Origin of the sequence: Stenotrophomonas sp. SMYL11 (genome assembly GCF_036320005.1) — a bacterium.
Classification (GTDB): domain Bacteria; phylum Pseudomonadota; class Gammaproteobacteria; order Xanthomonadales; family Xanthomonadaceae; genus Stenotrophomonas; species Stenotrophomonas maltophilia_A.
In genome coordinates, this window is the sequence record NZ_JAWIRS010000001.1 from 563,551 (window position 1) to 584,014 (window position 20,464).

General features: G+C 66.4%; 14 protein-coding genes. 3 read left to right on the plus strand and 11 right to left on the minus strand.

Annotation, left to right across the window (positions count from 1 at the left end):
* The first annotated feature begins 180 nt into the window (after positions 1-180).
* Positions 181-957, plus strand: coding sequence for a HipA family kinase (locus V3B46_RS02645; protein ID WP_154352906.1), 777 nt, complete (start codon positions 181-183; stop codon positions 955-957).
* On the plus strand, positions 935-1,336 hold the full coding sequence (locus V3B46_RS02650; protein ID WP_164171348.1) for a DUF3037 domain-containing protein: 402 nt from the start codon (positions 935-937) through the stop codon (positions 1,334-1,336). Before V3B46_RS02645 ends, V3B46_RS02650 begins: the two co-directional genes overlap by 23 nt.
* A gap of 147 nt (positions 1,337-1,483) precedes the next feature.
* Here the strand turns inward: V3B46_RS02650 and V3B46_RS02655 are convergent, their stop codons facing one another.
* The 8 genes from V3B46_RS02655 to ligA form a co-directional block, all read right to left on the minus strand.
* Positions 1,484-1,975: a transposase gene (locus tag V3B46_RS02655; protein ID WP_329891189.1), complete on the minus strand. Its 492-nt coding sequence runs from the start codon at positions 1,973-1,975 to the stop codon at positions 1,484-1,486.
* A gap of 184 nt (positions 1,976-2,159) precedes the next feature.
* The gene (locus V3B46_RS02660) at positions 2,160-4,688 is read right to left on the minus strand and encodes a membrane-bound PQQ-dependent dehydrogenase, glucose/quinate/shikimate family (protein ID WP_329891071.1); all 2,529 of its coding nucleotides are present in this window, start codon (positions 4,686-4,688) and stop codon (positions 2,160-2,162) included.
* Between the two features lie 313 nt (positions 4,689-5,001).
* Positions 5,002-7,719, minus strand: a complete 2,718-nt coding sequence (gene gyrA / locus V3B46_RS02665; protein ID WP_164171346.1) for a DNA gyrase subunit A — start codon at positions 7,717-7,719, stop codon at positions 5,002-5,004.
* A 217-nt stretch (positions 7,720-7,936) separates the two neighbouring features.
* On the minus strand, positions 7,937-9,001 hold the full coding sequence (mtnA, locus tag V3B46_RS02670; protein WP_329891072.1) for an S-methyl-5-thioribose-1-phosphate isomerase: 1,065 nt from the start codon (positions 8,999-9,001) through the stop codon (positions 7,937-7,939).
* A gap of 47 nt (positions 9,002-9,048) precedes the next feature.
* Positions 9,049-9,777, minus strand: a complete 729-nt coding sequence (locus V3B46_RS02675; protein WP_032127686.1) for a DUF3011 domain-containing protein — start codon at positions 9,775-9,777, stop codon at positions 9,049-9,051.
* Between the two features lie 142 nt (positions 9,778-9,919).
* Entirely contained in the window at positions 9,920-10,876 is a 957-nt protein-coding gene (epmA, locus tag V3B46_RS02680; RefSeq protein WP_125892083.1) for an EF-P lysine aminoacylase EpmA, read from the minus strand.
* Positions 10,873-11,358: a GNAT family N-acetyltransferase gene (locus V3B46_RS02685; RefSeq protein WP_032127684.1), complete on the minus strand. Its 486-nt coding sequence runs from the start codon at positions 11,356-11,358 to the stop codon at positions 10,873-10,875. The genes epmA and V3B46_RS02685 overlap by 4 nt, the downstream gene beginning before the upstream one ends.
* A 49-nt stretch (positions 11,359-11,407) precedes the next feature.
* Positions 11,408-13,879: an NAD-dependent DNA ligase LigA gene (ligA, locus tag V3B46_RS02690; protein ID WP_329891190.1), complete on the minus strand. Its 2,472-nt coding sequence runs from the start codon at positions 13,877-13,879 to the stop codon at positions 11,408-11,410.
* 307 nt (positions 13,880-14,186) lie between these two features.
* Here ligA and V3B46_RS02695 point away from each other — a divergent pair, with 307 nt between their 5' ends.
* Positions 14,187-15,311 (plus strand): pyridoxal phosphate-dependent aminotransferase, encoded by a 1,125-nt coding sequence (locus V3B46_RS02695; protein WP_329891073.1) that lies wholly within the window; start codon positions 14,187-14,189, stop codon positions 15,309-15,311.
* Between the two features lie 96 nt (positions 15,312-15,407).
* Here the strand turns inward: V3B46_RS02695 and zipA are convergent, their stop codons facing one another.
* The 3 genes from zipA to rplI form a co-directional block, all read right to left on the minus strand.
* On the minus strand, positions 15,408-16,145 hold the full coding sequence (gene zipA / locus V3B46_RS02700; protein WP_329891074.1) for a cell division protein ZipA: 738 nt from the start codon (positions 16,143-16,145) through the stop codon (positions 15,408-15,410).
* Positions 16,146-16,191: 46 nt separating this feature from the next.
* Positions 16,192-19,695, minus strand: coding sequence for a chromosome segregation protein SMC (gene smc / locus V3B46_RS02705; protein ID WP_329891075.1), 3,504 nt, complete (start codon positions 19,693-19,695; stop codon positions 16,192-16,194).
* A gap of 259 nt (positions 19,696-19,954) precedes the next feature.
* Positions 19,955-20,404, minus strand: a complete 450-nt coding sequence (rplI, locus tag V3B46_RS02710; protein ID WP_014647660.1) for a 50S ribosomal protein L9 — start codon at positions 20,402-20,404, stop codon at positions 19,955-19,957.
* Between the last annotated feature and the right edge of the window lie 60 nt (positions 20,405-20,464).

Sequence of the window (20,464 nt, forward strand, 5' to 3'; positions counted from 1 at the left end):
GTTGAAGGTCACACGCGGGTGTGTTGCTCCGTTGGAACGAATGCTGCCACTCTGCGCGGAAGGAACAAGTGAAGATTGCAGGCGACCTGTAAAAGGTGGTTCGCGCGGTACCCGTTCATTAAGCCGGCGCCCCGCTCTGCTGCGGCACGCCTGCCCCGGCACCCACGCTAGAATGCGCCCATGCGCACCGTACATGCCCTCCGCTACATCACCCCCTTGAGGGAAGGTGGTTCCCTGCCGGCCGTGGTCGAGACCGATGACGACGGCATGGCCGTGCTGAAATTCCGTGGCGCCGGCCAGGGCCCGAAGGCGCTGATCGCCGAGCTGATCGCCGGCGAGATGGCGCGCGCGCTGGGCCTGCCGATTCCGGAAATCCTGTTCGTGGAGCTGGACCGCGAGTTCGCCCGCACCGAGCCGGATCCGGAAATCCAGGAACTGATCCGCGCCAGCGAAGGCCTGAACCTGGGCCTGGACTACCTGCCCGGCGCGATCAACTACGACCCGGCGGCGATGCCGGTGGATGCCGATCTGGCCTCGCGCATCGTCTGGTTCGATGCGTTTACCAGCAATGTCGATCGCACCACGCGCAACCCCAACCTGATGGTGTGGCACCGCAGGTTGTACCTGATCGACCACGGTGCGGCCATGTACTTCCATCACGACTGGGCCAACGCCGGCGATGCCTGCGAGAAGCCGTTCGTGCTGATCCGCGACCATGTGCTGCTGTCGTTCGCCAGCCGCATCGCCGAAGTGGATGCCGAGCTGGCCGCGCACCTGACCGATGCCGAGATCGAGCGGATCGTCGGCCTGGTGCCGGACAGCTGGCTGGTGAATGAGCCCGCGTTCGACAGCCCACAGGCCTATCGCCAAGGCTATATCAACTATCTCAAGCACCGCCTGAAAGTGCGTGCGGTGTTCGTGCAGGAGGCCATCCGTGCCCACGCTGCACACGTATGACTATGCGGTCATCCGCGTGGTACCGCGGGTGGAGCGCGAGGAATTCATCAACGTCGGGGTGATCGTCTCCTGTCCCGGCGCGCGTCATCTGGAAGCGGCCATCGAGATCGATCCGGCACGCCTGCACGCCTTCGCACCAGCGCTGGACCAGGAGGCGCTGCAGCCATGGCTGGATGCGATCGTGGCGATCTGCCGCGGCGATGCCAGCGCCGGGCCGATCGCGCAGCTGCCGGCGCGCGCGCGCTTCCATTTCCTCACCGCCAAGCGCAGCTCGATCGTGCAGATGTCGAGCACGCATGTGGGCCGCACGGCAGACCCGGCGGGTGTGGTGGAACACTTGATGACGAAGATGGTGCGGGTGCCGACACCAACCGCGTAGCGGCAACTGGTAGAGTCGACTGTTAGTCGACTAACGCGCGCTGCGGGGGCTCTTCGGCGGCATCGAGAAAGGCAGTCGACTCTACCCGGTCGACTCTACCCAGTCGGTCCCATCACCGTGCACGTTCGCCTGCCGATTCAAGCTCGCTCAACGGCCAGCGGCACCATCCATACGGATGGTCACCGATCTGCGCGGCAAGACCGGCTCGAACGGGGTTTGCCAGAATATAGCAAGCGTGCCTGTGAAGCGACGCATCACTGCGGACTGCATGATCGTAATAACCAGCCTGCCAGATTGCACCCGGCTCCCTCGCCGCCGGTTGATTAGAAAGCTGCTGCGCGCCTTGAAGCGCTGCACGCAGTAGCCCAGCGAGTGACTGCGAAGGTGAGCCAGCCAGTGAATGTGATCCGGCATGATGATCCAGGCAAGTGATGCAGTCAGGCCCTCCCGATCCATCGATCCAAGGAGTTGCATGGCAAGGTCGGCATTGGCAGGGCAATCGAAGACGCGATGGTGGTTCCGGCACACCATGGTAATGGTGTAGACGTTACCGACTATGGATCGGCGGCCGGCAAGCAGTTGAGGGCTGGGCATGAGTTCGAGGATGCCCGCCAGGATGGATGCTCGACATCGGTTCACTGCCAACGTCAGGATCAGGGATCATCTCAATGCAGCGTCCGGGGATGTGGAGTCGCCTGGGTAGAGTCGACTGTTAGTCGACCGCTCTTCTCTTCCACGTTGGAAAGCCCGCGCTTCGCGCGATAGTCGACTAACAGTCGACTCTACCCAGTCGGCTCTGCCCAGCCGGTTTTACCCCGTCGGCCTACCTCGGCAACGCAAACGCCATCACGTAATCGCCGTTCGGGGTTTCCATGAAATGGTGGCCGCCGGCCATGATCACCACGTACTGGCGCCCGCCCTGCTCGTACACCATCGGATTGGCTTGGCCTCCCGCGGGCAGCCTGGCATGCCACAACTCCTTGCCGGTCTTCAGGTCGATGGCGCGCAGGAGGTCATCGGTGGCGGCGGCGATGAAGATCAGGCCGCTGGCGGTCACCACCGAACCGCCATTGTTCGGCGTGCCGATCTCGATCGGCAGGCCGGAGCGGATGCCGAAGGGTCCATTGCCACGCGCACTGCCGAACGGACGGTCCCACAGCAGCTTGCCGGTGCGCAGGTCGATGGCACGGATGCCGCCATAGGGCGGCTGCTTGCACAGCAAACCGGTGAACGGCAGGCGCCAACCGGCATTGACCTGGATGGCGTAAGGCGTGCCCACCTGCGGGTCACCCGCGCCTTCTGCTCCGCCCTGGTCGAACCGGATCTTTTCGCGCGGCAGCCAGCCCAGCCGGTCGGCCTCCGCGCGTGGCACCAGCCGGTTGTAGTTGGGCATGTCGTTGTAGTTGGCCACGATCACGCCGCGGCGCGTATCGATGGACACGCTGCCCCAGTCCGAGCCTCCGTTGTAGCCGGGGTACTCGATGGAATGGCGCTCGCTGCTCGGCGGCGTGTAGAACCCTTCGTAATAGGCCTTGCGGAACTGGATGCGGCAGACCAGCTGATCGAGCGGGGTGATGCCCCACATGTCACGTTCGGTCAGTTCATGCTCGCGACGCAGCGTGTGGTACAGCGAGAACAGTTGCGTGGGCGAGCGCTGCTCGGGCTCAACACCGCCAATGGGCACCTTGCGCTCCTCGGCAGCACTCAGCAACTGGCCGTTGCGGCGGTCGAGGATGTAGATGTCGCCCTGCTTGGTCGGCAACAGGATCGCCGGCACTTTGCCGGCAGCGGTCGGGTAATCGATCAGGCTGGCCTGCGAACCCAGGTCGTAATCCCACACGTCCTTGCGCACCGCCTGGAAATGCCAGACCGGCTTGCCGGTGGCCACGTCGATCGCCACCAGTGACGTCGCATAGCGGTTCTGGTTTTCCGTGCGTGAGCCGCTCCAGTAGTCACCCGCGGAATTGCCCAGCGGCAGGTAGACCAGGCCCAGCGCCTCATCACCGGTGGCGGTGGTCCACATGTTGGGCGTGCCGCGCGTATAGGTCTGCTCGCGCGGCGGCAGGCCGCTGCGCTCGGGCTGGTCCATGTCCCACGCCCAGCGCAGCTTGCCGGTGATGGCATCGTAGGCCTGGATCACGCCGGACGGCGCATCGCGGCGCTGCCCGTCCAGCACCTGGTGACCGGTCACGATCACCCCGCGCACGATCGCCGGTGGCGAGGTGATCGACACGTAACCCGGTGGCACCTCGCCCATGCCCAGGGTGATGTCGACCTGGCCGTTGTTGCCGAAGCTGGCGCAGGGGCGGCCGCTGTCCGCGTCCACCGCGATGATGCGGCCGTCCAGCGTGCCTTCGATGATGCGTGCCCAGCACGCCGGACGGCTGCCCGGTGCAGCACTGCGGGTGACGCTGGGCGGCGGTTCGGGCAACGCCAGATCGGCCGCGGCATCGGCCAGCGTGGCATCGGCAAGAACCGGCGTGCTGGGCTGCTCGTAATAGCTCACACCACGACAGGCAGCGGTATAGGGAATCGAGACGTCCTTCACCTTCGGATCGAACCGCCACAGTTCCTTGCCGCTGGCAGCATCAAGCGCGATCAGGCGGTTGCGTGCGGTGCACAGGTACAGGCGGTCGCCGATCTTCAGCGGTGTGGTTTCGGCGCCCCAGCGCTTCTTCGGCATATCGCCGGTACGGAACTGCCAGGCCGGTTGCAACGTGGCCACATTGGCCGGGGTGATCTGCTGCAGCGGCGAATAGCGGGTGCCCGCATTGCTGCGGCCCCACGCCGGCCAGTCGCCCTCGGCGGGCTGGTCAGCCGGCTGCAGGCCCGTGGTATCACGCGTAGGTTCCAGTCCGGCGCTGACCGCGCCTTCCGGGAACGGCTGATGCCCATCCACTTCACCATGCGGCGCAAAGGCCAGGCCGAAGGCGGCCACGAACACCAGCACCAGCACACCCGCCACGCTACGCGACAGGCGTTTGGAGACCGGCTCGTACAGGGTGGGCGCCAGCAAGGCCAGCACGATGCCGAGTGCGGTCACCAGGCCCAGCCGTGGCACCCAGCGCCAGTAGTCGCTGCCTGACTCCCACCAGGTCCACAGCAGCGTGCCGATGAACACCAGCGCGTACAGCAATGCACCGCTGCGGCGGTTGCCGAACAACAGGATGCCGCTGGCCAGCAGGCCGAGCCCGGCGATGGCGTAGTACGCCGAGCCGCCAAGGCTGAGCAGCCACGCACCGAGCCCGCCGATGACCAGGCCGAGCACGACCAGCAGCAGCGACAGCACGGTGATGAGGGGATGCCGGGAGGCGCGGAAGGGAACGGGAGCGGACTGCGGCGTGGCGGACATCGTCGATCTCCGGGGGCAGCATGCGCCGTTATCCCACCGCACATGTGAAGCGCGCGCGTATTTTCTGCATGGACCTGACTGGGCAATCGTCGACCCGGCGATCGTCGACTGGGTAGAGTCGACTGTTAGTCGACTATCGCGCGCAGCGCGGGTTTTTCATCGCCATGTGCAGAGCAGTCGACTAACAGTCGACTCTACCGCAGCGATCGGATGGTCCGCAGCGCTCGTAGAGTCCAGCACGACCGGAAGGTCCGCAGAAACAACGACGCCGGCACAGGGCCGGCGTCGTCGGGTACTTCTCATCGCGGCGGGATCACTCCTGCGCGGCGTCCTCGCTGCTGGCAGCCGCCGCCGGGGCGTCGTCGGTCGCGGCCGGGGCGGCAGCAGCCACCTCGTCCTCGTCCTCGTCGATCGAAGCATCCATGCGCTCCACCGCCTGCAGCTTCTCGTCCTTGGACAGGCGGATCAGGGTCACGCCCTGGGTGTTGCGGCCGACGCGGCTGATTTCCGAGCCACGCGTACGCACCAGGGTGCCACCATCGGAGATCAGCAGCACTTCGTCGCTGGAGCCCATCAGCACCGCGGCAACCAGCTTGCCGTTGCGCTCGGTGGTCTGGATGCCGATCACGCCCTGGGTGCCACGGCCCTTGCGCGGGTAATCCGGCAGCGGGGTGCGCTTGCCGTAGCCGTTCTCGGTGGCGGTAAGGATGTACTGCACGCTGGCGTCATCGGCGCCGTCGATCACCGCATCGCCATTGGCGGCGGTTTCCTCGACACCGTTGTCGTCCTCGTTCTCGTCCTCGCTGCCACCGGCACTCTCGGCCACGATCAGGCTGACCACTTCTTCACCGGCCGGCATCTTGATGCCACGCACGCCGGTTGCGGTACGGCCCATCGAGCGGACCTTGTCTTCACCGAAGCGCACGGTCTTGCCGTTGGAGGCGAACAACAGGATGTCGCGCTCACCGTCGGTCAGGCCGACGCCGACCAGGGCATCGCCCTCGTCCAGATTGATTGCGATCTTGCCGCGCGCCAGACGGAAGGCGAACTCGCCCAACGGGGTCTTCTTGACCGTACCGTTCTTGGTGGCGAAGAACACGAACTGGCCATCGGCGTATTCACGTACCGGCAGCACGGCCTGCACGCGTTCGCCCGGCTCCAGCGGGATCCAGTTGATGATAGGACGGCCGCGGGCATTCGAACCGGCTTCGGGCAGCTGGTAGACCGGCAGCCAGAACACCTTGCCCGAGCTGGTGAAGGTCAGCAGCGTATCGTGCGTGTTGACCAGCCACAGCTGTTCGATGAAATCCTCTTCCTTGGTCGCTGCCGCACTGCGGCCACGGCCGCCACGGCGCTGTGCGCGGTACACGCTCACCGGCTGCCGCTTCACGTAACCGGCATGCGACACGGTGACCACCACGTCTTCCGGCGCGATCAGGTCGAGGATGTCGAGATCTTCTTCGCTGTGGCGGATTTCGGTACGACGCTCGTCGCCGAACTCGGCCTTGACGTTGACCAGCTCCTCGCGGATCACCTGCAGCAGGCGGTCGGGATCTTCCAGGATGTGGATCAGCCCGGCGATCACTTCCAGCAGCTGCTTGTACTCGTCGGTCAGGCGGTCCTGCTCCAGCCCGGTCAGGCGGTGCAGGCGCATTTCCAGGATCTGGGTGGCCTGGATCTCGGTCAGCTGGTAGCCGCCCTCGATCAGGCCCACGCCCTTGGGCAGGTCTTCCGGACGCGAGGCTTCGGCACCGGCGGCACCCAGCATCGCACCGACCAGGCCCGGCTCCCACACGCGCGCCAGCATGCGCTCACGTGCTTCATTCGGGTTCGGCGAGGTCTTGATCAGCTCGATCATCTCGTCGATGTTGGCCAGCGCAACGGTCAGGCCTTCCAGCACGTGGGCACGGGCGCGCGCCTTGCGCAGCTCGAACACGGTGCGACGGGTGACCACTTCGCGACGGTGGCGGACGAACGCCTCCAGCATCTGCTTGAGGTTCATCAACTGCGGGCGGCCATCGACCAGCGCCACCATGTTAATGCCGAACACCGATTCCATCTGGGTCTGCTGGTACAGGTTGTTCAGCACAACCTCGGCAGATTCACCACGCTTGATCTCGATGTAGATGCGCATGCCGTCCTTGTCGGACTCATCGCGCAGCTCACTGATGCCTTCGATCTTCTTTTCCTTGACCAGCTCGGCGATCTTCTCGATCAGACGCGCCTTGTTCACCTGGTAAGGAATTTCGGTGACGATGATCGATTCGCGGCCGTTGTCGGCCACTTCGATATCGGCCTTGGCACGGATGCGTACACGGCCGCGGCCAGTGCGATAGCCGGCGACGATGCCGGCGGTGCCATTGATGATGCCGGCAGTCGGGAAATCCGGGCCCGGGATGTACTCCATCAGGCCGTCGACATCGATTTCCGGATTATCAATCAACGCGATGCAGGCGTTGATCGATTCGCTCAGGTTGTGCGGCGGGATGTTGGTGGCCATGCCCACCGCGATACCGGCCGAACCGTTGACCAGCAGGTTCGGGAACCGGGTCGGCATGACCGTCGGCTCCAGTTCCTTCTCGTCGTAGTTGGGCTGGAAATCGACGGTTTCCTTGTCGATGTCCGCCATCAGCTCATGCGCGAGGCGCGACATGCGCGCTTCGGTGTATCGCATCGCCGCGGCGGAGTCGCCATCGATCGAGCCGAAGTTACCCTGGCCATCGACCAGCATGTAACGCAGCGAGAACGGCTGAGCCAGGCGCACCAGCGTGTCGTACACCGACTGATCGCCATGCGGGTGGTACTTACCGATGACGTCACCGACGATACGCGCCGACTTGAAGTAGGGCTTGTTGCTGTGCGCGTTCAACTCGTTCATCGCGAACAGCACGCGGCGATGCACCGGCTTGAGGCCATCGCGCGCGTCCGGGAGCGCGCGGCCCACGATCACGCTCATGGCGTAATCGAGGTAGCTCTTGCGCATCTCGTCTTCCAGGTTGACCTGGATGATTTCCTTGGCGTTTTCTGCCATTCGGGTTCCGTTGTCTGGTAGCGGTCCAGTCCGGCGCAGCCCTCTGCGGGAGGGGGTCGTGCCGGAACCTCGATTCAACCTGTGGATACTACCACAACAGGCCGTTCCCTGCCTCCATTTACGGGGATTTTACCGGCACAAATCAGGAACTTAGGGGGGCCGGCCGTCGGCCGGCACTACCGGGGGCGCAGGTCACGCTGCCCCCCTCCCCTGTGCCTCAACCGCCGAAGGCGGCGCGCATGTTCTCGGTGGTCGGGTTCAGGATCACCCCACGCTCGGTCACGATGGCGTCGATCAGCTCACCCGGGGTCACGTCGAACACCGGGTTCCAGGCGGCAATGCCCTCGGCCACGGTGCGGGTACCGCCCACGCCGTAGAGTTCGCCCGGATCACGCTGCTCGATCTCGATCTGGCTGCCATCCACGGTCTCCATGTCCACGGTCGAGGACGGCGCCACCACCATGAACCTGACACCGTGGTGGCGGGCGGCGATGGCCAGCTGGTAGGTGCCGATCTTGTTGGCGGTATCGCCGTTGGCGCAGATGCGGTCGGCGCCGACGATCACCCACTGCACGGCGCCGGTCTTCATCAGGTGCGAGGCCGCCGAATCGGCGATCAGGGTGGCATCGATGCCATCCTGCTGCAGTTCCCACACGGTCAGGCGTGCGCCCTGCAACCACGGACGGGTCTCACCGGCGAACACGCGGGCGATGCGGTGCTGGGCCATGCCGGCACGGATCACGCCCAGTGCCGTGCCGAAGCCGGCGGTGGCCAGCGAGCCGGTGTTGCAGTGGGTCAGCACGCCGCTGCCGGCCTCGATCAGGCCCGCGCCCAGCGCGCCCATGTGGCGGTTGGCGGCCAGGTCTTCCTCGGCGATGGCCTGCGCTTCGGCTTCCAGCAGGGCCTTCCAGTCGGCGCCGGCGACGTGCAGGCAGCGACGCATGCGCGCCAACGCCCAGGCCAGATTGACGGCGGTCGGGCGCGATGCGTTCAGGCGCTGCAGCGCCGGCTCCAACTGCTGAAGCGCATGCGCGCCATCAGCGGCCTGCACGTCCCGCGCCGCCAGCACCACACCCCAGGCTGCGGCAATGCCGATGGCCGGCGCGCCACGCACGGTCAGCGCGTGGATGGCGCTGGCGACTTCGTCACTGTCATGGCAGACCACGTGCTCGACCACGAACGGCAGCTTGCGCTGGTCAAGCAGTTGCAGGGCATCGCCGGTCCAGAGGATCGGGCGGATGTGGTCATAACGGGCGTAGTCGATGTCGGAGGCAGTGTTCATGGGCCCATTGTAGGGCCACGCCCCGCGTGGTTGGAGCCTGCCCGGGCTCAATTCACCGAGAATTCGGCGCGGCAGCCGCCGTCCACCCAGATCCCGTTGCGGTTCCAGCCCCAGGTGTTGCCTTCCTCGCACGGGGTGCTGGACAGCTGCTCGGTGACAACGGCGCCGACCGAAATGCTCGCCCCACAGAAGCGGCGCTTCTTCGACTTCGACTCACAGGTCAGGCGGCGTGGCACGTCGACAAAACGACCGTCCTCGTCAGCCACTTCGAAATCGCCCTGGCAACCACGGCTGGTCCAGACTTCGTTGCGCTTGTAGCCCCAGCCCTGCCCTTCGCGGCACGGCAGCACCGACAGCTGGCGCAGCAGGCGCACCGGCGCCCCGTCCAGGCGCACCGGGCAACTCTGCGGGCGGCCATTGGATTCGCAGCGCACCACACGGCGGACCAGGCGCTTGCCTTCCGTTGCCGCAGGCGCTGCACCTTCCGCACGACGCGCACGGAACTCTGCGCGGCAGCCAAGGGTGACCCACACGCCACTGCGGTCGGTGCCCCATTCGCTGCCACGGATGCAACTGTTGCTGGACAACTGGCGCACAAGGTCGATGCCATTGCTGACGTCGATATCGCAATGCACCCAGCCCATGTCGCGCGATTCGCAGGTCACCACTTCGCCGTCATAGCCCGCCTGCTGGGCCGACGCCGATGACGGCAGCCAGGCACCCCAGAGCGCGATGGAGTACACCGGTGCAGCGACAACCGCAAACCACTTGACCAAAGCCTTCCCCAGCAGGAATGGATGAACTGCGTGCCAGTGTCCGGCATCTGCCGTGATAAGAGCATCATCCTGCTTACCGAAGCAAGCGCGGAAACGCGGAATTCCGTTCAGTCTTCGATGTTCAGGAACGTGCGCACCGCGCTCACGCGTGGGCGAAGTCGTAGGCCAGCACATCGGCAATACGCGGCGTGCGGCTCATCGCCATCAACAACCGATCGACACCCACCGCCACGCCAGCGCAGGCAGGCATCGACGGCAACGCCGACAGCAGCGCCTCATCCACCGACGGTTGCACCTGGCCCCGCTCATGGCGGCGCTGCAGGTCACGCTGGAATCGCGCACGCTGTTCGTGCGCGTCGTTCAGTTCGTGATAGCCGTTGGCCAGTTCCACGGCCCCCAGATAAAGCTCGAAACGCTCGGCCAGCGGCGGCGTGCCGGCTCGAATGCGCGCCAGTGCGGCCTGGCTGGCGGGCCAATCGTGGACCACGGTCATCACTGCGTCATCGAAATGCGGCTGGATATGATGGGTCATCAGCAGATCCAGCCAGTCATCGCGGGTCAGCCCGACCGGGTCGATATGTACCTCGCCCAGCGCGGCACGCAGCGCGGCCTCATCGGCATCGAACGGATCCACACCCACGTACTGCTGGAACAGCTCGCGGTAACTGAGCACACGCAGCGTCGCACTGCGCCCGACCAGGGCCAGCGCCTGGCCGACCAGCTCGGCGGTTTCCTGCACCAGCCGGTGGTGGTCCCAGCCGACCCGGTACCACTCCAGCATGGTGAATTCCGGATTGTGGCGGCCGCCCGCCTCGCCGTTACGGAACACCCGGCCCAGCTCGTAGCAGTCGCCCACGCCCGCCGCCAGCAGTCGCTTGAGCGGATACTCCGGCGAGGTGCGCAGCCAGCGGCGGCGGCCACCGGCATCGACATGGCCGGTGAAATCGGTGTGGAAGCTGTCGATGTTCGGCTCGGTGTTGCCGGCCACCGACAGGATCGGCGTCTCCACCTCCAGCACATCGCGATCGGCGAAGAAGCGGCGCACCAACGCATTGAGCGCGGCACGCTGCTGCAGCGCGCGCAGCAGGGCCTCGCTCACAGGATGCCCTCCGGGCGCGGATGATCCAGCGGTAGGGTCAGCAGATCGCGGGTGTCATCGATGTAGCCACTGGCCAGGTACAGGCGTCGGGCCAGTTCGTTGTGGTGGTTCACTTCCAGCCGCAGGCGGCTGACGCCACGCCCGCGAGCGCGCTGTTCGCAGATGGCCAGCGCCTGCTTGCCGCGGCCGCGGCCGCGCGCGCGGTGGCTCAGGTACAGCTCGTCCAGCAGCATGAAGTGGCCGCCCTGCTCCAGGCTGAAACCCATCGCGATCACTGCGTAGCCAACCACCTCGGCGGCCTCGTCCAGCCACAGCAGCACCTCGCCATTGCGCGGATCGGCCAGCAGCGCATCCACGCCGCGACGCACGCGCGCGTCGTCGAAGTCGATCTTGTCTTCGGCATAGAACTCTCGCATCAACGCGATCAACAGTTCTTCGTCGGCACGGGTGGCCAGGCGGAAATCCAGCGGAGCGGTCTGCATCGGTGTTCCTTTGTCTTTCATGCCGGACGCGGGGCACCCGGCGGGGTCATCATTCGTGTTCGGCAAGGAAGGCCAGCAGGCGGTCTTCGTCCCACACCGGCACGCCCAGCGATTGCGCCTTGTCCAGCTTGGAACCGGCTTCGGTGCCAGCGACCACGAAGCTGGTCTTCTTCGACACGCTGCCGGAGACCTTGGCACCCAGTGCCTCCAGGCGCTCCTTGGCGGCATCGCGGGTGAGCTGGGCCAGGGTGCCGGTCAGCACCACGGTCTGCCCGTCCAATGGGCCGGCCACGATCTCGGCCAGCGCCGGCGCCTTGGCCAGGATCTGCTGCATCGCCTTCTCGGCCGCCAGCAACATCGCGCCATGGCCATCTGCATCGAGCCACGCAGCCAGGCCGCGTGCAGTGTCATCGGGCAGGCCGGCGTTGACGAACTGGCCATGCTCGGCATCCAGCACCGCCTGAGCGCCCGGCAACGCAGCCACCAGCTTCTCCGCACGCAGGCGGGTGATCCCCGGGATTTCCGATTCGACCAGCAGCTGCGCCAGATCCAGCCCTTCGCGCAGCTTGGCACTGGGCGCATGCACATCGCTGATGCGCACCTGACCGACCTGCAGCAGGTCATCGATGGCCTGCTGGTTGCCCTGCTGCTCGAAGAAATGACCCAGCGAACGCGCCACTTCGCCGCCGATGTCCGGCACACGCTTGAACAGCGGCCACGGCAGGTGGCGGATCAGCTCCAGGTCACCGAACCACTGCGCCAGCGCCTTGGCCGTGCTCTCGCCCACGTGCTCGATGCCAAGCGCGAACAGCAGGCGCTCCAGCGTGGCCGCACGGCTGGCGTCGATCGCCGCGATCAGGTTGTCGGCCCACTTGGTGGCGATCTTCTTCGTGTTCCATTCGAAGCTGGCCGGCTGCGCCAGCGCCTGTGCGCGCCAGCCCGGAGCGTTGCCATCCAGCTTGAGCACCGCATTGAGCACCGCACCACTGCCTGCGGCGGGCAGGTGCAGCTTCAACGCGGCGGCCAGTGCGGAAGGGTCCTCGGCGTCCAGCACCAGCTTCAGGTGCAGCAGCTGGTCGCGGCTGAGGCGATACAGATCAGCCACGCTCCTGACGATGCCAGCGTCGACCAGGGTTTCAATGTACTTGTCGCCGAGGCCGTCGATATCCATTGCACGACGCGAAGCGAAGTGGGCGATGGCTTCCTTGCGCTGCGCCGGGCAGGACAGTTCGCCCGAGCAGCGCCACGCCGCCGCACCTTCCTCGCGCACGATTTCCGAGCCGCACACCGGGCAGCGCGTCGGCATCTGCCACGGCGTGGTGCCCGGCGGGCGGCGATCAAGGATGACGCTGACCACTTCCGGAATCACATCACCGGCGCGGCGCACGATCACGCTGTCACCGACGCGCACATCGAGGCGCGCAATCTGGTCAGCGTTGTGCAGGGTGGCGTTGGACACGATCACCCCGGCCACCGCCACCGGCGCCAGCCGCGCGACCGGTGTGGCGGCACCAGTGCGGCCGATCTGGATCTCGATCGCCTCTACCGTAGTGCTCTGTTCCTGCGCGGGGAACTTGTGCGCGATGGCCCAGCGCGGCGCACGGGAGACGAAGCCCATGGCCTGCTGGCCGGCGCGGTCATCCAGCTTGTAGACCACGCCATCGATATCGAACGGCAGGCCATCGCGGCGCTCACCGATATCGCGGTAGTAGCCGAGCAGGCCGTCGGTGCCTTCCACCACCTTGCACAGCTCACTGACCGGGAAGCCCCAGGCACCGAGCTGGGCCAGCGTGCCCGAATGGGTGTCTGGCAGCTCGCCGCCCTGCACCTCGCCGATGCCGTAGGCGAAGAAACTCAGCCTGCGCTGCGCACTGATCTTCGGATCGAGCTGGCGCAGCGAACCAGCCGCCGCGTTGCGCGGATTGGCCAGCACCTTGCCGCCCTGCAGGCGCGCACGTTCGTTGTAGGCCTCGAAGTCGGCGCGGGCCATGTAGACCTCGCCACGCACCTCCAGCACATCCGGCCAGTCCTTGCCGTGCAGGCGCTTGGGAATGTCACCGATCTCGCGCAGGTTGGCGGTCACGTCCTCGCCGGTACTGCCATCGCCACGGGTCGCGCCGAGCACGAAATGACCGTCCTCATAGCGCAGGCTGATTGCCAGGCCGTCCATCTTCGGCTCGGCCGAGAACCGCAGGCTGCGGCGGCCCAGGCGCTCATCGATGCGGCGCACAAAATCCGCCACTTCCTCGTCGCTGAAGGCATTGGACAGCGACAGCATCGGCACCGCATGGCGCACTTCCGGAAAGCGGCCGGACGGGCGCGCACCGACCTGCTGGGTCGGACTGTCGGCACGGGCCAGCTCCGGATGCTCGCGCTCCAGCGCTTCCAGCTCGCGCACCATCCGATCGTAGTCGACGTCGGGGATCTCCGGCGCGTCCAGCTCATGGTAGGCGCGGTTGGCCTGGGCGATCTGCCGGCGAAGATCTTCGGCGCGTTCGGCGGGGCTGGGGCTCATCGGGATCCGGTGGTTCTGGGATGGCCGGGGATTCTACCGCGCCCGGCTGTCAGGCCCGGTAACGGCCCCGCCTTTGTAGCGTGGAGCTTGCTCGACTGGCGCCCTCCGCTCTGGCAGGCGCCAATCGCTCCCCCGCTCGTAGGTGCCAACCTGCTCCCCCGCTCCGGTAGGTGCCAACCTGCTCCCCCGCTCCGGTAGGTGCCAACCTTGGTTGGCACGTCTGTAGTCGAGCACGGCTCGACTCTACAAAAGCAGCTTGCCGCCCACCCCGACCAGCGCTAGCGTGCGATGGTTGCCCCTTGGAATCCTGCCCGTGACCCTGCCCGCTTCCCGTCGACGCTTCCTGCAACTGGCCGGTGCCGGCCTCGCCGTCGCCGGCACCGGGCTGCCGCAGCTCGGCCAGACCCAACCCGCGGCCGCCGTCACCGCGCCCCCTGCCGAGGGCTCAGTACTGCTGAATTTCAACGAATGCCCGTACGGCCCCTCGCCCGCTGCCCAGCAAGCCGCGCGCGACAGCATCGCCGGTTGCGGTCGCTACCGTTTCGCGCTGGCCGGTCAGGTGCGCGACGCCTTCATCGAACAGGCGCGCATTCCGGCCGATCACGTGCGGCTGTATCCGGGTTCCAGCGAACCGCTGAACCGCGCCGCCGTGCTATGGACCGGCCCGCAGGCAGGACTGGTAGTGGCCGACCCGACCTTCGAGACGCTGGGCGAGGTCGCTGCCGCACATGGTGCACACGTGCAGAAAGTGCCGCTGCGCGAGAACGGTGCACACGACCTGCGTGCGATGGTCGCCGCCGCACACGCACGCCCGACCGGGCTGCTGTATGTGTGCAACCCCAACAACCCGACCGGTTCGATCAGCCCGCCGGATGAGCTCGCCTGGCTGCTGGCGCACAAGCCCGCTTCCACCCGCGTGCTGCTGGACGAGGCCTACCTGCAGTACAGCGAGCAGCCGAGCCTGATCGCGCAGGTGACGCAGCGCGATGACCTGATCGTGCTGCGCACGTTCTCCAAGCTTTATGGCATGGCCGGCCTGCGCCTGGGCGTGGCGGCCGCACATCCCGACCGTCTGCGCGAACTGGCCAGCCTGGGCGACAACCCGCTGCCGGTTCCGGCGCTGGCGGCGGCACTGGCCAGCCTGCGCGATCCGCAGTTGATTCCGCAGCGCCGCCTGCAGAATTCCAAGGTGCGCCAGGCCACCATCGCATGGCTGGGCAAGCGTGGTTTCAGCTGCCTGCCGTCGGAAGCGAACTGCTTCGTGGTCGACGTACAACGCGATGGCAGCGCGTTCGCCAAGGCGATGGCGGACAACGGCGTGGTGATCGGACGCAGCTGGCCGATCTGGCCACAGCGCGTGCGCGTGACCGTCGGCACCGAAGAGGAAATGGCGGCGTTCCGCCGCGCGTTCGCGAAGGTGGCCGGCGTGCCGGCCTGACCCTGTTGGTGGGGGCGAACCTTGGTTCGCCCCCATCCACGCATGGCGTGGATCTACTGTTGTGGGTGCCGACCGTTGGTCGGCACACCAGGGCGCTTACCAGCGCGGGGTCTTGGTCAGCGGCGGAGCCTGGTGCTGGCGGTCGTAGGCGCGCAGCTCGTCACGGATATGTGCGATGCGCTGGCGGCCCAGGGCATTGCGGCTGTCATCCAGCACCACGCCATCCAGCAGTTCAGCCATGCGCTGCACGGTCGGCAGCATCTTCTCCCAGGCGTCCAGTGCGGTCAGCGGCGCCGGCAGGGTCAGGAAGAAGGCGATGGCCGGGGTTTCCATGGCACGGATGTTGGCCATGTCGAAGCTGCCCGGCTTCATGATGCTGGCCATCGAGAAGATCGGGCCGCGCTCGGGATGGCCTTCCACCAGACGGTGGAAGACGTTCATGTGGCCGAACACCAGGCCGGTCTTCTCGGCCGCCACCACGATGTCTTCGCCGCGCAGCTGTTCGCCGGCGCGGGCAGCCACGAACAAGGAGACGATCTTGTCGAAATCCTGGGTGGCGCGCTTGCCGAGATCACTGGCGCCCGGGTCGGTTTCGCCCAGACCGAGTTCGGCCTGCTCGCCTTCCGTGCCCATGCCCGGTTCGACGCGGCCATCGGCCACGACGACGCCGTCTTCGCCCAGTACCGGCTCGCGGCGCTCGCCGCTGGTCGGTTCCGCGCCTTCCACGCGGCGCCCCTGGGGCTTCTTTTTCGGACGGCCAAACAGGAAGATCGCGGCGATCAACAGCAGGCCGGCGGCCAGGATGCCGATGCGCAACAGTGCCGTGTCGGACATTCGATAGGTTCTCCGGCTAGTTCATTCAGGTAACTAGGATGGCACGTCAGGCCGCGCCCGCCAATCGCGCGGCTTCTTCCAGGTCCACGCTGACCAGGCGGCTGACACCCGGCTCGCGCATGGTCACGCCCGACAGCTGGTGCGCGGCCTCCATCGTCGCTTTGTTGTGGCTGACGAACAGGAACTGCACCTTTTCGCTCATTTCCTTGACCATGTTGGCCAGGCGGCCGACGTTGGCTTCGTCCAGCGGCGCGTCCACCTCGTCCAGCAGGCAGAACGGCGCGGGGTTCAGCTGGAAGATGGCGAACACCAGCGCCACCGCGGTCATCGCCTTCTCGCCGCCGGACAGCAGCGAGATGCTGGACACGCGCTTGCCCGGCGGACGCGCCATGATGGTCACACCGGTGTCGAGCAGGTCTTCACCGGTCAGTTCCAGGTAAGCGTGGCCGCCACCGAACAGGCGCGGGTACAGCGCCTGCACGCCAGCGTTGACACGATCGAAGGTGTCCTTGAAACGACCGCGGGTCTCGCGGTCGATCTTGCGGATCGCATCTTCCAGGGTTTCCAGCGCCGTGGTCAGGTCGGTGTGTTGCGAATCCAGGTAATCCGAGCGCTGCGAAGCCTCGCCGTACTCGTGGATGGCGGCCAGGTTGACCGGCTCCAGCCGGCGCATGCGGCCATCGATCTGGTGCACGGCCTGCTCCCAGTCACCCAGGCGGGCGTCCTCGGGCAGTGCATTGAGCACGTCCTGCAGTACGAACCCGGCCTTCTCCACCGCGCCCTGCAGGGTGTCCGCGCTGAGCACCAGCGCCTGCTGGTCCAGCTTGCGCTGCGAGATACGCTCGCGCTGGGCCAGCGCCTGTTCGTCGCGCTGGTGGCGGGTCTGTTCGCAATTGCGCAGCTCGGCGTCGATGCCGTCCAGCAGCGTGCGCGCCTCGGTCAGTACGCGATCGGCCCGCACACGCTCTTCCAGTGCATTCTGGTGCTCGGCCTGCAGCGACTCGACCGGCGAATCACCTTCATCCAGCTGTGAGTGCAGTTCGCCCAGTCGCGAATCCAGCTGCCCGCGCTGGGTACCCATGCGTTCCAGCGCCTGGCTCAGTGAAGCCAGCTGCGCCCGCTGCGATTCCAGGGTCAGCGCCAGCGAATGCGAGCGCTCGCGCACCGCACGTGCGGCGTCTCTGGCCAGGTCGCGGGCCTCGGTCAGCTGGCGGCGCTCGCCTTCCAGCCGCTGCCGGGTCGATTCCAGGTCGCCCATGCTGCTGACCGCGTTCTCCAACCGCGAGCGCGCTTCACGTGCCTGCTCGTTGTTGGCTTCCAGCGTTTCCTGCAACTGCTTCAATTCGCCTTCGATGCGGTCGATGCGGGTTCGCGCCGCTTCCACCTTGCCCTGCTGGCCCTGCAGCTGGCCCGCCAGCTCGGAGACCGCACGATGGGCCTGGTACAGCGCACGCTGTGCGTCTTCGCGCTGCTGCTCGGCGGCGTGCAGCTGCTCACGGAAACCACTCAGCTGTTCTTCCAGCTCGGCCTCGCGGTCCTGCAGTTGCTCGATCTGCTCACGCAGTTCGTTGATCTCACGTTCGCGCAGCAGCGCTCCCTGCTGGGCCGCACCGGAGCGCGATACGCGCAGCCAGCCCTGGCCCAGGCGCTCACCACTCTGGGTGATGATCGAATCGCCTTCCGGAAGACTGCCCTGCAACATCTTCGCCTCGGACAGGTCCTTGGCTGCGTGCAGGTGTGCCAGCAGGCGACGGATCGCTGCCGGGCCACGCACGCGTGCCGCCAGCGAGGTCGGCGCGACCTTCAGGTCCGCGCCATCGTTGGCGACCAGTGCGATGTGGCCCTCGCCAAGTCCGCCGAGCGCATCGACCAGGCTGGCCGGATCATCAACCAGCACGCCTTCGATCAACTGGCCGAGCGCGCTTTCCACCGCGTTTTCCCAGCCGGCATCCACGTCCAGGCGTTCGCCGACACGCGCCGCCGAATCCAGCCCACGCGCCTTCAGCCACGCCACGGCAGCGCCCTGCTCCTGGCCCAGCGCGGCCTGCTGCAGGGTTTCCAGCGAGGCCAGGCGACCGCGCAGGCCGTTGGCCTGCTTGCGCAGTTCGGCCAGTTCGTTCTGGCCATTGCGCTGCTGTTCCTGCACCGCCGCCACGCTTTGCTTGCGCAGCTCGACGTCTTCGCTCAATTCATCCAGCGCAGTCTTCTGCGTGTCGTGCTGCAGGTGCAGCTGCTCGAAGGCTTCTTCCAGCGCATCCACGTCCAGCCCGGCGCGCTCGGCGGCCAGGGCTTCACGACGCCGGTCGGCATCGAGGATCTGCTTGTCCAGGTAGTCCACGCGCGTGCGCTCGACATCACCGGCGCGCGAGGCCTCCGAACTCTGCGAGGTGTGCTGTTCCCAGCGCTGCTGCCAGCTGGCCAGCCGGTCTTCAGCCTCACGCAGGCTTTCCTGCTTTATCTCGTTTTCTTCCTGCAGTTCTTCCAGTTGCGGGGTGGCAGCCTCTACCGCCTCACGCAGCACCCTCAGCTTGGCCTCGTCGCCACTGATGTGCTGCCCCAGTTCGGCCAGGGCCTGCTGGGTTTCGTCGCGTGCCTTGTGCAGGCGCTGGGACAGCTCGCGCTGGTGCTGGATCTGCTGCTCCAGGCGGGCCAGGGTGCTGCCGACCTGGTAGACCGCAGCCTGCGCAGTGTTCAGCGCATCGGCGGCCTCTTCGCGGCGCACGCGCGAGGTCTCGATGCGGGCCTCGGCGTCACGCTGGTCGGCGATCAGCTGCTGCAGCTTGGTTTCTTCCTGAGACAGCCCCTCGCGCAGCTTGGACAGACGACCGTCCAATCCGCGGAATTCCAGGGCCTTCCACTCGGCATCCTTGACCCTGCGCTCTTCCTGCAGCGCCTGGTACTGCTCGGCCTGCCTGGCCTGGCGCTTGAGGTGTTCGAGCTGCTTGCTGATCTCGTCACGCAGATCGCCCAGCCGGTCCAGGTTCTCGCGGGTGTGGCGGATGCGGGTCTCGGTTTCCTTGCGGCGCTCCTTGTACTTGGAGATGCCGGCCGCCTCTTCCAGGTACACGCGCAGGTCTTCCGGGCGCGCCTCGATGATCTGGCTGATCATGCCCTGCTCGATGATCGAGTAGCTGCGCGGGCCCAGGCCGGTGCCGAGGAACAGGTCGGTGATGTCGCGGCGGCGGCACTTGGTGCCGTTGAGGTAATAGTTGCTGGTGCCGTCGCGGCTGACCGTGCGCTTGACCGAGATTTCGTTGAACGAGGCGTACTCGCCCGAGATCGTGTGGTCCGAATTGTCGAAGATCAGCTCGACGGTGGCCTGCGAGACCGGCTTGCGGGCATTGGACCCGGAGAAGATCACGTCGGTCAGCGAGTCGCCACGCAGACGGCTGGCCGAACTCTCGCCCATGACCCAGCGCACGGCGTCGATGATGTTCGACTTGCCGCAGCCATTGGGGCCCACCACGCCGGTCATGTTGGTCGGCAGGTGCAGGGTGGTCGGATCGACGAACGACTTGAAGCCGGACAGCTTGATCGTGGAAAGACGCATAGGGGTTCCGGACTGGGGCCGGCAAGCGGCCTGCGTTTACCCTCCAAGTCATTGATCCTGCTGGGATCGATGCCCGTGGAACGGGTGTGACGCCCTGAGTATACCGATGTGGCCGTGTTCTACGAATGGGCGTGGAACATTGTCCAGCCCCACCCCATCGGCCAGACGTGGCCCGACACCACGAAACGGAGCCATAAAACAAAACGGGCACCCTTGCGGGCGCCCGTTGTGCGGTGATTCCAGGCCTTGCGGCGTGGGATCAGGCTTCGGCGACGACGACGACCTTGACGGTGGTCTCGACGTCGGCGTGCAGGTGGATCAGCACGTCGTATTCGCCGATGTTGCGGAAGGCGCCTTCGCCCAGGATGACTTCGCTCTTGCTGACCGGCAGGCCGGCGGCGGTGAAGGCATCGGCGATTTCGCGGGCGCCGACCGAGCCGTACAGCTTGCCTTCGGTCGAAGCGTTGGCCGGGATGGTCACGCTCGCGCCGTCCAGCTTGGCCTTGCGGGCGTCTGCATCGGCGTGGATGGCCTGGGCCTTGGCTTCGTACTCAGCGCGCTTGGCTTCGAACTCGGCCTTGTTGCTCTCGGTGGCCGGAACGGCCTTGCCCTGCGGCACGAGGAAGTTACGGCCGTAGCCCGGCTTCACGTCGACCAGGTCGCCCAGGTTGCCGAGGTTGGTGACTTTCTGCAGGAGGATCAGCTGCATGGTATTGCTCCAGATGAGTTATTCGTTAGCGAGGCGCGATGCCCCGCAACAAAGGCTGTC